The organism is Brevibacillus borstelensis, from assembly GCF_037834415.1.
Taxonomy (GTDB): Bacteria; Bacillota; Bacilli; order Brevibacillales; family Brevibacillaceae; genus Brevibacillus; species Brevibacillus borstelensis_A.
In genome coordinates this window covers 176332-190492 of sequence record NZ_JAUMSJ010000004.1, presented here as the reverse complement: position 1 = coordinate 190492, position 14161 = coordinate 176332, and the positions used below count along the sequence as shown (strand labels likewise).

Here is a 14161-nt window from a genome sequence, read left to right as displayed (position 1 = left end):
ACTGAAAGCTCGGAGCTGGGAGCAAATAGTCAGCAGCGAGGATTGCCTCCGCGTAGAACTAGGCATAAGCAAGCCGGAGTGTTGAGGATGCCTGCTCTTTCATTCAGGACTGTCCTTCAATCGGGGCTTGCCGTTTTTGGAACCTTGTTTCTGATTTTAATCGGCTTTGAATTGTACAAGGCGTCGCAGACCGTACCAGGAGCTGTTTCCATAAAAGAAAAAGCGACAGGGTCAGACGCTTCCCGAGCCGAGACAAGTCCAATCGCGGCCTCTTCAGAAGCAAGGGTACATACTCCATCAACTTCAGGCCAAGCGGAAGGAGTGGAAAATGCCGGGCAGCAGGCAAATACAGTAACAAAGCCGAGTGCCGAAACAAAGCAGGATGCCTCCCAACGTGCGGGTGAAGCAAGCAGGTCTCCTACCGCAAACAAGTCCAAAGCCAGTACCTCCACGATAAAAGACAAGCAGGCAGAAAATAACGTACAAGGTGAGGCTCCGGGGAGCAAACAGACAGCTGCACCAGCAGCAAAGCCTGGGGACGGGGAGAAGCAACAAGGTTCCTCGCCGCAGCCTGAAGTGAAGCAGCATAAGGTAAAAAAGGGAGAGACGCTTTTTCAGCTTTCCCGTCTTTACTACGGTCATAACAGCGGGGTAAAGAAAATAGCGGGCTTCAACGGCATCAGTGCAGAAGCGCAGCTGATGGAAGGGCAAATCGTAAAAATTCCGCTTTCCCGGTAATGAGCCGGGAACGTCTGGGGAAACATAACCGGAAACCAGACAGACAAGGTGGAGTGACCATTGACATTTGACACCGTGATCATTGGTGGCGGAATCGCAGGTTGGCAGGCTGCCATTCAATTGAGCCGATGCCTGCGCAAGGTAGCGGTGATCGATGACGGTGGGGGGCGGTCGTCCGCGGCCAAAATGTACCGAAACCTGTTAGGATTCCCCTCCGGGATAAGCGGCGATGAATTGCGCCAGGCAGGACGCAGCCACGCTGTTCGTTTCGGAGCGGAACATTTCGAGGATCAGGTCATTTCGCTGACGCAGGATGCAGATCAGCTCTTTCGCGTGGAAACAAAGCGGGGACGAAACGCGATTCAGGCGCGAACAATCGTCTTGGCAACCGGAATTGCCGACCCCTTCCCTGAAATCGCCGGTTTACAGGAGTGTCTGGGCATTTCCGTTTTCATCTGTCCCGATTGCGACGGGTTTGAAACCGTCCGGAAGAAAACAGCGGTGATCGGCAAGGCAAAGCAGGCAGTCCGGATGGCAGATGAGCTTTTTTACTATACGGACAAGCTGCACCTCTTCATCTCGGTTGAGGGGGAAGAGAAATCAGAGCTGGACAGTGTCAAGGATTGCCCGTATCCGTTTTGGCTGGAACCGGTAGCGACGCTCGAACACCGAGATGGGGAAGTGAGCTGTTTGCATTTGGCGAACGGTGAACAGTTCGCGCTGTCGAGAGTTTTCCTCGCATTCCCCGGTGCGCGTGTGGAATCCCATCTGCTGCGGGCGTTTCCGGTTGAGATGAATGAAAAAGGGCATGTACTGGTAAATCCCCGGACCAAAGAGACCAGCTATCCCGGCATCTGGGCGATCGGGGATGTGGCCGCCCATTCGCAGCAGGTAGCCATTGCGATGGGAGATGGATCTCAGGCGGCGATATGGATACATAAACGATTATTACAACAGGATTCTAAATAGAAGGATTGCATGGTTTCAAGTGCAATCTTTTTTTATGGGTTGATAGGCACAAGTGAATAGGAAAGCCATATACTTTGATAGCAAGTGAGGCTTGAGGAGGATGGGGGAGAAATGACGGCGTATTTCAAGGATTTGCTGGCCGGCGTTCTTGCCTGGTGGTCTATAAACGGTGCTTACAAATTGTTCCCAGTCAAGGGAATGGATGAACGGGGATGGGAAGACGGGATGGCATTGCTGATGTTTAAACCGATTGAATTGATCATCTCTGTGTCCCTGTTTTTCATTGCTTCGTTTTTGTGGGGAAACCCATTTTTAACCCATTTTCTCCAGATGCCGCTGCGGACGTTTTCGATGGATGGTCTTTTGCATCTGATCATGTGCGGGTATTTCGCGTTTATCGCCTACATCCAGTATGTGAAGATGCCGTTTCCGACATCTGGTTTGCTGGTCATTCTCGCGCTTGTTGCGATCATCAAGTTCAAGCGACAGCGGGCGCACTATACCGAAATTGCGCAGCTGTGGCGAAAGAAGTGAAAACGCAAATCTTTCCTGGGAAAGCGCAGGAAGCGACACCCCCTAACATGGCAAAGGAGCCCGTTCGCCAGTTTTCGACACGCCCGAAGTGTCTCTGCGTTTGAAAAGACGGGCAGAGAACTATATACTTGTCCATAAATGTGATATGATATGAGTATGACCGAAATGAAGGAAAATGGGTAATCTGCTGCCAGGTATTCGTCGGAAAATGCGGAGAACTCTTACAGGCTTTCATTCATAATTTGTAGTACGACTGGATGGCGAGGAGGGACGGTCATGCGTGTTGAACGCCTTGGTCAAGACAAAATACGAATCTTTCTCACGTTCGACGATTTGTCAGAACGAGGAATCGAAAAAGAGGACATGTGGCGTGACATTCCCAAAGTTCATGAACTGTTCAACGATATGATGGAGCAGGCTTACCAGGAGCTTGGTTTCGAAGTGTCGGGTCCTGTGGCCGTTGAAGTGTTTGCCTTGCCAGCTCAGGGGATGGTCGTAATCGTAACTCGCGGAAAAACAGGCTCAAAGAGCGAGAAAGAAGAGGAAGAGTACGACGAGGATGAAGTGTACGAACTCGAGGTTACCCTCGAGGAGAGCGATCTCGTCATTTATTCCTTCCGCGACTTTGAGCATCTGGTTGAAGCAGCTCATCGGATAAACGCATTTCTGATCAACGGAGGTTCGGCTTATTTCTACCAAGGGAAATACTATTTGGTCCTCGAGGAGCTCGACTTGGATCAGGAGCGCTACCAGAAAATGATTGCGATCCTCTCTGAATACGGAGAGGCGACACCTACTACCGTATATGTTTTGGAAGAATACGGAAAAGTTGTCGTCGCAGACGATGCTGTCAAGGAAATATGCAGGCACTTTACCTAAATACATTGCGTCGCATATGCGCGTTTAAGAGCACCTAGTTACGTGAACTAGGTGCTTTTCCTGTTTTGCTGTTTCGCCAAAAAAATACGGCCGCTATGTGGCGATCCCGCTGAAAAGGTCTGTTTCTTTTTCCCCGTCTGCGGCTTTCAGGTGAGGGCTGCCGACAAGAATAAAATGATTGACTGAGCGGACATATGTCGTGTCACCCTGCAGGACGCCGGGAAAAACTCGATTGACTGACAGATGCTGTGTCCGATGGGCAGTCAGAGCTTGCGCCACCTGCGACACATAAGCCGGAGCGGAAATGATCGTGGTAATGTTCTCAATCGGATCGGTATGGGGAGGAGATGCAACGCCAAAACGCTGTTCCGCAGCGTGTGTGACGTAATACAGTTTCTGCGTCGTGGAACCGGCAGGCAAAGCTTGGACAGCCCTGGTCGTCGCTTCAGATATCGCCTGATGGTCCGGGTGTCCGGAGATGCCGTGGGGTGCAAACGTAATCACAATCTGCGGCTTGATTCGTTCGATCGCTTCCGTTATTTTCTGCACCCGCTCATCCAGAGGAGCATGGGATACTTCTTTATCCCGGTAGCCCATGAATTCCACATTGGAAATACCGAGGATAGAAGCGGCCTTGCGCAGCTCGGCTTCCCGAACAGCAGGCAGCTCTGCCATCGTGCAGATCGGCGGATCTCCAGGTTTGCCTGCCTCGCCTCTGGTTGCAGACAAAAGGTGAATGGATACGTCAGGCTCGGCAGCGTACTTGCAGATGGTGACGCCAGAGGTAAAGGTTTCATCATCGGGATGAGCAAAAACGAACAGGATTTTTTTCTCTTTCATGATAAACCTCCGATTGGCAGCATGGGATGCAATATTTATTATGGCATAGAAAAGCGGATTTGACAGTCGGCGAAGTGCATCCAAGGTAATGTTTGTTGGATAGAATGGGCAAGCTAACGACACGTCTGACAGGAGAGTCAGCTTCCTCAAGTTGCTGTCAGGACAGGCTTTCAAGCATATGCAGCTGCTGCATAATCTGCTGAAAAAAACGTGTCGGGACTAGCCTGAAAGTGCCTCTTCCGCATGAAAAGGGAATTTTCATCTTCTCATCCCTGATACAAGCGTGTATACTTAACGATGGGTTTACCGACAACTATTTTGAGGTGAATAAGTAATGGGTAATCACGAAGTGGTAACCGAAAACACCCAAGGGAAAAAAGAACAACAAGAAAGCATGAACTTGCTGCACTCGACCCAAACGGTGATCAAAGAAGCATTGGAAAAGCTAGGTTACCAGGAAGCAATGTACGAACTCTTGAAGGAGCCGTTGCGCGTTCTGACCGTACGTATCCCGGTTCGCATGGACAACGGAGAAGTAAAGGTCTTTACAGGCTATCGTTCTCAGCATAATGATGCAGTGGGTCCTGCCAAGGGGGGCATTCGTTTCCACCCGGATGTTACAGAGGATGAAGTTAAAGCGCTTTCCATTTGGATGAGTTTGAAAGCGGGTATCGTCGATCTGCCGTATGGCGGCGGTAAAGGCGGTATCATTTGTGACCCGCGTGAAATGTCGTTCCGCGAACTGGAGCGCCTGAGCCGCGGTTACGTTCGCGCGATCAGCCAAATCGTAGGGCCGACAAAAGACATTCCAGCACCAGACGTGTTCACCAACTCGCAAATTATGGCCTGGATGATGGACGAGTACAGCCGCATCCGCGAGTTCGATTCGCCAGGTTTCATTACAGGAAAACCGATTGCACTGGGCGGTTCCCACGGCCGCGAAACAGCTACCGCGAAGGGTGTGACCATTTGCATTCGCGAAGCTGCAAAACGCCGCGGCATTAAACTCGAAGGCGCTCGCGTGGTCGTTCAAGGCTTTGGCAATGCCGGAAGCTACCTGTCCAAATTCATGCACGATGCGGGCGCGAAAGTCGTCGGTATCTCTGATGCTTACGGTGCCCTGTACGATCCGAACGGTCTGGACATTGATTACCTCCTCGACCGTCGCGATTCTTTCGGCACAGTTACCAAGTTGTTTACCAACACCATTTCCAACAAAGAATTGCTGGAATTGGAATGCGATATTCTCGTTCCTGCTGCGATTGAAAACCAGATCACGGCTCAAAATGCACACAATATCAAGGCGCAGATCGTGGTCGAAGCAGCAAACGGACCAACTACTCTCGAAGCTACAAAAATTCTCACAGAACGTGGAATCCTGCTGGTACCGGACGTATTGGCAAGCTCCGGCGGGGTTACGGTTTCTTACTTCGAGTGGGTGCAAAACAACCAGGGCTACTACTGGTCTGAAGAAGAAGTCATTGAAAAGCTGGAAAAAGTACTGGTTAAAGCGTTTGAGAATGTATACTCTCTCGCGCAAACACGCCGCGTCGACATGCGGCTGGCCGCCTACATGGTGGGCGTACGCAAAATGGCTGAAGCTTCCCGCTTCCGCGGTTGGGTGTAAGACCGGCTTTCCTCCGCAAAAAACCTCCTTGCTTTATACGCAAGGAGGTTTTTTTCATTGCTCGAACAATTGCTGAAGTTCCTGAAAGTCTCTGGTTTGCTGCAGGGCAACCATCAACTTGAGACGTGCCTTTTGCCCGTTCAAACCGTTTGAAAACAGGATGCCCATCTCCTTTAGCTGGCGGCCGCCGCCTTCGTATGCGTAAACATCCTGCACCTGCCCATTGAAGCAGCGCGAGACGAGGACGACCGGGACGTTTTTGTCCAGCAGTTCCTGGAGGACGGGAATGATGGCGGGTGGCAGGTTTCCCAGGCCGAACGCTTCTATGACGACACCGTCGACCGGCTGCTCCAGCAAAAAGCCGAGCCAGCGGGGGTCCATCCCAGAGACAGCCTTGAGGAGCGGCACATTGGCTTCAGCGCTGGCGATCGGGTAGTACTCCCTGACCAGTGGAGCGTGGTGATAGCTGACGCTTTTCTTTGAAATGGTTCCGATTGGACCGTATTGCGGCGATTGAAAGGTAGCCACGTTGCTGGTATGGGTTTTAGTGACGTGTCTGGCAGCGTGAATCTCATCGTTAAACACAACCAGGACACCCTTGTTCCTGCTTTGCGGGTCAGCGACCGTTCTTACGGCGGAGATCAGGTTTACCGGTCCGTCCGCTCCGAGCTCGTTGCTGCTTCGCATCGCCCCCGTCACGACGATCGGCACGGTCACAGGCAAGGTAAGGTCGAGGAAATAGGCGGTTTCTTCCAGTGTATCGGTTCCGTGTGTGATGACGACCCCGTCGTAGCCGTGCTGGCTCAACTCTTGTTGAATGAAGAGGCGCAGCTGATTCATAATGGCAGGAGTAATATGAGGACTTGGCAAATTGATATGGTTGATCATCGTTACGTCAGCGTGGTGATCCAAAAAAGGCAAAATTTTTTCTACGGCATGATCTTCCAGAGGCTTGACTCCATCGGATGCGTCAACGGACATGGCGATTGTACCGCCTGTGTTAATGACTAAAATTTTCTTTTGCATAAAGTCTCTCTCCTGTAGCGGTTTTCAAGTAACCAGTATTCATGGTACGATGAATACTAGTCTTGTGTAAAGGAGCAATACTCAGATGCTTGCTGTCATCGGGGCAGCCATAGCCCCAGGTATCGCCATCCTGAGTTATTTTTATCTCCGAGACAATCTGGAGCCCGAGCCGATCTCGATGGTAATTCGTTCCTTTGTTTTCGGGGTTCTTCTAGTCTTTCCGGTTATGGTCCTGCAGCATATTATGCAGACCGAGTGGAACTGGCAAAATGAGTTGGTTGCAAGTATTTTTCAGTCAGCGGTGGTAGAAGAATTTTTCAAGTGGATGGTTGTGTATTTCACTGTTTATAAACACGTAGAGTTTGACGAGCCCTATGACGGGATCGTGTATGCGGTAGCTATCTCCCTCGGATTCGCTACGCTGGAAAACCTGTTTTATCTGGTGCTAAATGGGCTGGACATTGCGTTCTGGCGCGCTTTTTTGCCCGTTTCCAGTCACGCTCTTTTCGGGGTGTGGATGGGATATTACTTGGGAAAAGCCAAGTTTTCGGGAAAAGCAAGCCTCGAGCTGAAGCGGCTAATCGTTTCGCTTGCATTGCCGATCATTTTGCACGCGCTGTACAACACCATCTTTTTGACGACAGAGTACTGGATCTGGATTATCGTTCCCTTTATGCTGCTTTTATGGTGGCAAGGGCTGAAAAAAGTGCAGCGCGCCCACGATTTCGGTTCTAAAACACTGACTTCCCGTCCACAATAAATAGCGAGGAGGAGAAGTAATGTGCCTAGGAGCCAACGAACCAAAGTGACGATTCGCTGCAACGAATGTGGAGAAAAGTTTACGCTCCGTGGACGGCGGGAGCCGGGCGGAGAAATTGAGACGGGCTTTAAACAATGCCTTTGTAACAACGACAGACATTTCAGTATACAGGAACAGCCCTGACAGCCAGCGTTCAATCCCTAATCCAATACCTTCCGCCTCGTATCTGAATAGAGGCACAGAGAATCGGCACAAGGATGCCGGTTCTTTTTTTCTGTGCAGGTCGGATGGAATCGTGCATAAACATTTCCGGCTCCACTAACACTATGCAAAGATTGCATGATATGTCAAGGAAATCGGCAGACATATATTTTGTCGTTAAAAAGTGAAAGGGGGACTGTTACAAGATGGTTTATGGAGCGATTGCACGTGTTGCCTTGCCAGTCGCACTGGTTGGTTTGGTGGGAGCCGGAATGTGGGGCTACCAGGAGCACAATGAAAAGAACTCGGTGCTGATCAAGGCGGAAAACCAGTATCAGCGCGCATTTCATGATTTAAACCACCATATTGACAAGCTTCATGATGAACTGGGGAAATCTCTGGTGATCAACTCGCGGCGTCAGATGACCCCTACCTTGACAAATGTTTGGCGCCTGGCTTACGCGGCTCAATCAGATGTAGGGCAACTGCCCCTTACGTTGATGCCATTTAACAATACGGAAGAATTTCTGTCCAAAGTTGCAGATTTCTCTTACAGGGTAGCCGTTCGCGATCTGGAGAAAAATCCGCTCACTGATCAGGAATACAAGACGTTGAAGAGCCTGTACAGCAATGCCAAAAGCATACAGAAGCAGCTTTTGCACGTTCAGACCAAGGTGATAGACAAACGACTGCGCTGGATGGATGTTGAGACCGCGCTCGCATCCGATGACAAGAAGTCCGATAACACCATTATCGACGGCTTCCGAACGATCGAAAAGAGGGTTCAGGAATTTCCCGAAGTAGACTGGGGCGTAGGCATCAAGAGTCTGGACAAGAAAAAGCAGCAGCGCATCAAAGGAATCGACGGCAAACCGGTTTCCAAGGAAGAAGCGCAAAAAATCGCGCTGGCCTTCACGGGGTTGGATCCGTCCACGACAAAGGTCGAAGTCGATGAGAACGGCAAGGCTGAGTCGTATTCCGCATACAGCGTCAGATTGACCTCCTCCAAATCGCCGACGCCCATTCAAATGGACGTCACGAAGCGCGGCGGCAAGGTAGCCTGGCTAATGAATGAGCGGGATGTGGGCGACCAGCGGATGTCGATGGAGCAGGCTGAAGCAAGTGCCAAGAAATTTTTGGCGGCCCATGGGTTTTCGAATATGGTGGTAGCCGAAAAAGACGGCTATCAAGGCATGGCTGTCATGACCTTTGTACCTGAGCAAAATGGCGTCCGCATCTACCCGGATGCAGTCACGGTGAAAACCGCGCTGGACAATGGCAGCGTAGTCAGCTTCAATTCTACCGAATACCTGTACAACCATAAACAGCGGATCCTCTCCAAGCCGAAGGTGACTGCAGAAGAAGCGAAGAAAAAAGTGAACCCAAGTGTGAAAGTCACCGACCAGCGGCTTGCGCTCATCGAGGGAAAGAACGATGGAAATGAAGTAATGTGCTGGGAGCTTTCCTGCAGCTTTGAAGGAAACTCGTACATGGTCTACATCAACGCAAATACCGGCGAAGAGGAAGAAATTGTAAAAATGACCACGGGAAAAGAAAGCCCGTATACACAATAGGAGCGACGCAAAGGGAAAGCCGAACGGCAGCGGTTTTCCCTATTTGCCGTTTGTCGGCCCCGCGGGTTATAATGGAAGGCATGAGGAGAAAAAGGGGGATACGCATAATCATGTTGCTGCCTAGAATCGGACAAACACTCCGCCTTAACCTCGTCGATGCCTGGGATGAGAACCGCGATCATACATTAAAAACGAGAGTGGCCGACCTCAAGGGCGACACCGCTCTCATTGAGCTTCCGATCAGCGAGAAGACAGGGCGAATGGCCCCTTTGTCGGCCGGTATGGAATGTGATGTATGGTACATAGGAGAAGACGGCTCTCGCTATGAGTTCCGCTCGACAATTATCGGCAGGCAAACGGATAACATCCCGGTCCTGCTGCTCAGCCTCCCCAGTAAAGATGCGGTCATACGAAGTCAAAGGCGCAATTACCTTCGCATTCAAACGGCTGTCGAGATCGCGGTAAAAATGAACGACCCGCTGAGGCAATACCATTTTCTCGCCCGCACAGTTGATTTGAGCGGGGGCGGACTCTCCTTTACGTGCGAAGACAACATGCGTCTTCAGGAGAAAGACAGCCTGGAGTTATGGCTGTCGCTCCCAAGCAAAGCAGGTCAAGTGCACCACGCCTTTGCCGAAGTGGAAATCGTACGTCAGAAACCCGCGGATGAAAAGGGCAAGCATCAATGGATTTCGGTGAAATATACCAAAATCAGCGAAGCAGACCGGGCAAAAATTGTTCGCACTTGTTACGAGAGACAGTTGGAAATGAGAAAAAAAGGCGTACTGGAATAACAACTGCTGAAAGGTGATGCCGAATGGCCGACGACTTCGACCAGCAATATGCCCGTTTCTCGAGACGAATCGAAAAAGCAATGATCCTCCTTATTTTTATCTGCGCATTTTTAGTCTTGTCTGGCGAATTGCTGCTTTCGTTTGATCCGGTGCGCGCCTTCCTGTTGGAAACAGAACGTCTGGAAGGCGTGTCGCATATTCCATAAGGGTTTGCGCATGCTTCCATACTATGGTACTATTATAGACAACATAGAGAGTTGAGAAAGTTATGAAAGGGCTTCGACAGAAGCTTTTCTTGTTTTTGTATCTTTCCGGCACTCATACATAGCGGGTGAGCACAGAATGAACATTGCAATAGACGGCCCGGCGGGAGCAGGGAAAAGTACTGTTGCCAGGATGGTTGCAGAGAAGCTCGGTTACCTGTACATCGACACGGGCTCTATGTACCGGGCTTTGGCCTGGGCTGCCTTGGAGCATCGGGTTGAGATAGAAGACGAGCAAGCTGTCTCGGAGTTGTTGAAAAACAACGGTATTCGCCTGAAGCGAGATTCTTCCCAGCAGCGCGTTTTTTGGAACGAGGACGATATTACCGATCACATCCGGACACCGCACGTAAGCCAATACGCATCGATCGTGGCCAGCTATGGTTCGGTTCGAGAGCAGATGCTCGTTTTGCAGCGGCAACTGGCCCGCGTCGGCAACGTCGTCATGGATGGGCGAGACATCGGGACGCATGTACTGCCCGATGCGGAAGTCAAGATTTTTTTAACCGCGTCCATACGCGAGCGTGCCGAGCGGAGATTGAAGGAATTGCTGCAAAAAGGGCACCAGACTGATCTTGCCGAGCTGGAGGACGAGATAGCGGAGCGGGATAAACGCGATATGGAGCGGGAGGTTGCTCCACTGCGGCAGGCAGAGGATGCGGTTCTCGTAGATACAACAGGAATGACCATTCCTCAGGTTGTCGATCGAATTCTACAAATTTGCAAGCGATCGGGTGTGTAGGAAAGTGAGTTACTATCGTGCTTTTCGAGGCTTGTTCCGCTTCATATTTTCTACATTTTACCGTTGGCAAGTGATCGGTGTCGAACATATACCTAAGGAAGGGCCTGTAATTCTTTGCTCCAACCACCTCTCATTGTGGGACCCGCCGCTACTCGGAAGCGGGATCGACCGACAGGTGCATTTCATGGCAAAGGAAGAGCTGTTCCGAATCCCGGTGTTTTCCTTTCTGATCACAAAATTCGGCGCCTTTCCTGTAAAAAGGGGAGCTGGCGACCGTGGAGCGATCCGTGCGACTCTCAAATTGCTGGAAGAGGGAAAAATCTTTGGAATTTTCCCGGAAGGCACTCGCAGCAAGACGGGAGAGTTGGGTACCGGCATGCCCGGTGTCTCCATGTTTGCCCTGAAATCCGAGGCGGTTGTCATACCAGTGGCCATCATCGGGCCATACAAGTTGTTTCGGCCGATCAAGATCGTCTACGGAAAGCCGCTAGACCTCTCGTCGCTGCGGGAGAGAAAGACGGACTCCGAAACGCTGCGCGAGACGACCGAATTGATTATGAGCCACATAAAATCGCTGCTGGAACAACATCGTTCTGCGTAAGGCGGAATAGAAACAGCAAAGGGTAGAATACTAACTTTGCTGGAACTTCCTGGCTTGTCAGCTAACTGTCAGCCATTTGGCGTCAGTTACAAATATACATGCTCCCGGTTCTTATACAGTGGAGGTTTAAAAAGGAGGATAAACCGGCTGGAATGACAGCCTGTTTCCTGCAATCATGCAAACCTTATGGTTGTCTCGCTTTTTAAACCGCCTCTTGCTAGACGCTTGGGACTTGATGGTATCGAAGGAGGTTTTACTCATGATGGAAGAAAGCAACGTAAGCCTGACGGATGCAACAGTTATTTCCGTTGGTGATGTAGTTAAGGCTACGGTTACCAAGGTGGAAGAAAAACAGGCATTGGTAGACGTGGGCTACAAATACGACGGGCTGATTCCGATCAGCGAACTTTCTCCGCTGCACGTGGAAAAGGTGTCCGATGTCGTTTCGGTAGGGGACACGTTTGACGTAAAGGTAATCAAGCTTAACGATGAAAAAGAAGAGCTGGTTGTGTCCAAAAAGGCAGTCGCCATGGAAACGGCATGGAGCGATCTTGAGCAAAAAATGGCTTCTGGCGAAGTGATCGAAGCCGTCGTTAAAGAAATCGTCAAGGGCGGACTCGTCGTTGACGTAGGGGTGCGCGGATTTATCCCGGCCTCTATGGTGGAGCGCCACTTTGTCGAAGATTTCAGCGAGTACAAGGGCAAAAACCTTCGCTTGAAGGTCGTTGAAATGGATAAAGAAAAAAATAAAGTGATCCTCTCCCATAAAGCTGTTCTGGAGGATGAGGCGAAACAGCAAAAGAGCGCTGTTCTGGATCAACTGCAACCGGGTCAGGTGCTGGAAGGCACCGTGCAGCGCATGACCGACTTTGGCGTATTCGTGGATATCGGCGGGGTTGACGGACTGGTGCACGTGTCCGAGCTGGCATGGAACCGTGTCGAAAAGCCTTCTGATGTCGTGAAAGAGGGCGACAAGGTACAGGTAAAGATTTTGAAGATTGACAAGGAAAATGAACGGATCAGCCTGAGCATCAAGGAAACGCAGCCAGGGCCTTGGGCTGAAGCCGCCGAAAAATTCAAGGCTGGCGACGTGGTTACCGGTACGGTAAAGCGCCTTGTTTCCTTTGGCGCATTCGTAGAAGTGGCGCCGGGCATTGAAGGTCTCGTTCATATTTCCCAGATCGCGAACCGCCGCGTAGCGACTCCAGGCGAAGTGCTGAAGGAAGGCCAAGCGGTCCAAGTGAAAATTCTCGACGTTGTGCCAAAAGAACAGCGCATCAGTCTCAGCATCCGAGCGGTGGAAGAAGACCGTGTAGAGCAGGCAGAGCGTGCAAGCAAACGAGAGCAGCAGCAGTTCCAGCAAGAAAACAACCAACCTCTTGGTGTGACACTTGGCGAGCTGTTTGGGGATCTGAAAGAAAAACTGAAGTAAAAAACAAGGGGATGCGCCTGGGCGTGTCCCCTTTGTTTATGACTGGGAGGCAATCATGGACCGTTCGAGCCGGAAAATGGACCACATACAGTTTGCGATGGAGTCCAGAGAGGAAAGGAAAACGATCTGGGATGACATATCCTTTGTACCCAACAGTTTACCGAATATACATTATGGCAACTGCAATCTTGCTGCCTCCCTGCCTCCCTTTCATCTGGCTTCTCCCTTGCTGATAAATGCGATGACCGGAGGCGCGGCTGCAACCATTGCGATTAACCAAAAGCTGGCCGAGATCGCCCGCGAAAGAGGCTTGGCCATGGCTGTGGGCTCGCAGATGGCTGCTTTGCGCGATCCATCCGTCAAAGAAAGCTACCGGATCGTGCGACGCGAAAATCCTTCGGGAGTCGTCTTTGCAAATCTCGGAGCAGAAGCAACTGTTGAACAGGCTCTGCAGGCCGTAGAGATGATCGAGGCCAACGGCATTCAGATTCACCTCAACGTTATGCAGGAGCTGCTGATGCCGGAGGGAGACCGCGACTTCCGCGGGTATCTGGACAACATCCGGCGGATCAATGAACAGGTGGGAGTACCCGTGATTGTCAAAGAAGTCGGATTTGGCATGTCCAGAGAAAGTATGGAAAAACTCGCGGAAGCCGGTATTTCCATTATGGATGTGGGAGGCAGGGGAGGCACCAATTTCGCCAGGGTTGAGAACCGGCGCCACCACATGCCGATGTCCATGTTCGAGGAATGGGGCTTTACCACCCCGGAAAGTCTGCTGGAGTCTGCTGCCCTTCAATCAAGGGGAATCTCCTTTATCGCTACGGGAGGAATACGTCACGGGCTGGATGCAGTCAAAGGAATTGCATTGGGAGCGGCCGCTGTCGGCATGGCCGGTTCTTTGTTGCGGCTGGTTCAGACGACGTCGCTGAAGGAGTGCCTGGAGACAGTCGATCTTTGGCATCACCAGATCCGCGTGGCCATGACGGCGCTTGGGGCGGCATCTATCGCCGAGCTGCAGCGGGTACCTGTCTTGGTCACCGGAAGAACAGCAGAACGTGCCCGCCTCCGTGGATGCATCCCAGAGAATTACGCCAGAACAAGAGAGGGCATGCGAGATTCCTGATTCATGAAAGCGAGAGAAATGAGGCATACTTGGGGAAGACAACCGCACCTAGAGG

The 14161-nt window shown here is 51.2% G+C and carries 15 protein-coding genes; 13 read left to right on the top strand and 2 right to left on the bottom strand.

Features of this window, described 5'->3' with window-relative positions:
• Positions 1 to 87: 87 nt before the first annotated feature.
• The 4 genes from Q3F21_RS06360 (at position 88) to Q3F21_RS06345 (ending at position 3120) form a co-directional block, all read left to right on the top strand.
• Positions 88 to 738, top strand: coding sequence for a LysM peptidoglycan-binding domain-containing protein (locus tag Q3F21_RS06360; RefSeq protein ID WP_340250642.1), 651 nt, complete (start codon positions 88 to 90; stop codon positions 736 to 738).
• Positions 739 to 798: 60 nt separating this feature from the next.
• Positions 799 to 1707: an NAD(P)/FAD-dependent oxidoreductase gene (locus tag Q3F21_RS06355; RefSeq protein WP_340250641.1), complete on the top strand. Its 909-nt coding sequence runs from the start codon at positions 799 to 801 to the stop codon at positions 1705 to 1707.
• A gap of 111 nt (positions 1708 to 1818) precedes the next feature.
• A complete protein-coding gene (locus Q3F21_RS06350) occupies positions 1819 to 2241 on the top strand; it encodes a hypothetical protein (protein WP_340250639.1) in 423 nt (140 codons plus the stop codon).
• 276 nt (positions 2242 to 2517) lie between these two features.
• On the top strand, positions 2518 to 3120 hold the full coding sequence (locus Q3F21_RS06345) for a genetic competence negative regulator (protein WP_340250637.1): 603 nt from the start codon (positions 2518 to 2520) through the stop codon (positions 3118 to 3120).
• A 93-nt stretch (positions 3121 to 3213) separates the two neighbouring features.
• On the opposite strand, the gene Q3F21_RS06340 is transcribed toward Q3F21_RS06345, so the two are convergent.
• On the bottom strand, positions 3214 to 3960 hold the full coding sequence (locus Q3F21_RS06340) for a PIG-L deacetylase family protein (RefSeq protein WP_340250636.1): 747 nt from the start codon (positions 3958 to 3960) through the stop codon (positions 3214 to 3216).
• A 394-nt stretch (positions 3961 to 4354) separates the two neighbouring features.
• On the opposite strand from Q3F21_RS06340, the gene Q3F21_RS06335 reads away from it, so the two are divergent.
• Positions 4355 to 5587 carry a Glu/Leu/Phe/Val family dehydrogenase gene (locus tag Q3F21_RS06335; RefSeq protein ID WP_425341219.1) on the top strand — a complete coding sequence of 411 codons (1233 nt, stop codon included), beginning with the start codon at positions 4355 to 4357 and terminating at the stop codon, positions 5585 to 5587.
• 54 nt (positions 5588 to 5641) lie between these two features.
• Here Q3F21_RS06335 and Q3F21_RS06330 read toward each other — a convergent pair whose 3' ends face one another.
• Positions 5642 to 6613, bottom strand: a complete 972-nt coding sequence (locus Q3F21_RS06330) for an asparaginase (protein ID WP_340250634.1) — start codon at positions 6611 to 6613, stop codon at positions 5642 to 5644.
• A gap of 85 nt (positions 6614 to 6698) precedes the next feature.
• Between Q3F21_RS06330 and prsW the strand changes: the two genes are divergently transcribed.
• The 8 genes from prsW (at position 6699) to fni (ending at position 14106) form a co-directional block, all read left to right on the top strand.
• On the top strand, positions 6699 to 7373 hold the full coding sequence (gene prsW, locus Q3F21_RS06325) for a glutamic-type intramembrane protease PrsW (RefSeq protein ID WP_340250633.1): 675 nt from the start codon (positions 6699 to 6701) through the stop codon (positions 7371 to 7373).
• A gap of 407 nt (positions 7374 to 7780) precedes the next feature.
• Positions 7781 to 9148, top strand: a complete 1368-nt coding sequence (gene ypeB, locus Q3F21_RS06320) for a germination protein YpeB (RefSeq protein ID WP_340250632.1) — start codon at positions 7781 to 7783, stop codon at positions 9146 to 9148.
• A 110-nt stretch (positions 9149 to 9258) separates the two neighbouring features.
• Positions 9259 to 9942 (top strand): flagellar brake protein, encoded by a 684-nt coding sequence (locus Q3F21_RS06315; RefSeq protein ID WP_340250631.1) that lies wholly within the window; start codon positions 9259 to 9261, stop codon positions 9940 to 9942.
• Between the two features lie 23 nt (positions 9943 to 9965).
• Positions 9966 to 10148, top strand: a complete 183-nt coding sequence (locus tag Q3F21_RS06310; RefSeq protein ID WP_340250630.1) for a hypothetical protein — start codon at positions 9966 to 9968, stop codon at positions 10146 to 10148.
• A gap of 136 nt (positions 10149 to 10284) precedes the next feature.
• Positions 10285 to 10947, top strand: a complete 663-nt coding sequence (cmk, locus tag Q3F21_RS06305; RefSeq protein ID WP_340250629.1) for a (d)CMP kinase — start codon at positions 10285 to 10287, stop codon at positions 10945 to 10947.
• 4 nt (positions 10948 to 10951) lie between these two features.
• Complete coding sequence (locus Q3F21_RS06300; RefSeq protein WP_340250628.1) at positions 10952 to 11548, top strand: lysophospholipid acyltransferase family protein; 597 nt, start codon at positions 10952 to 10954, stop codon at positions 11546 to 11548.
• A gap of 259 nt (positions 11549 to 11807) precedes the next feature.
• Positions 11808 to 12980 (top strand): 30S ribosomal protein S1, encoded by a 1173-nt coding sequence (rpsA, locus tag Q3F21_RS06295; RefSeq protein ID WP_340250627.1) that lies wholly within the window; start codon positions 11808 to 11810, stop codon positions 12978 to 12980.
• Positions 12981 to 13035: 55 nt separating this feature from the next.
• Positions 13036 to 14106: a type 2 isopentenyl-diphosphate Delta-isomerase gene (gene fni / locus Q3F21_RS06290; RefSeq protein WP_340250626.1), complete on the top strand. Its 1071-nt coding sequence runs from the start codon at positions 13036 to 13038 to the stop codon at positions 14104 to 14106.
• The last annotated feature ends 55 nt before the right edge of the window (positions 14107 to 14161 follow it).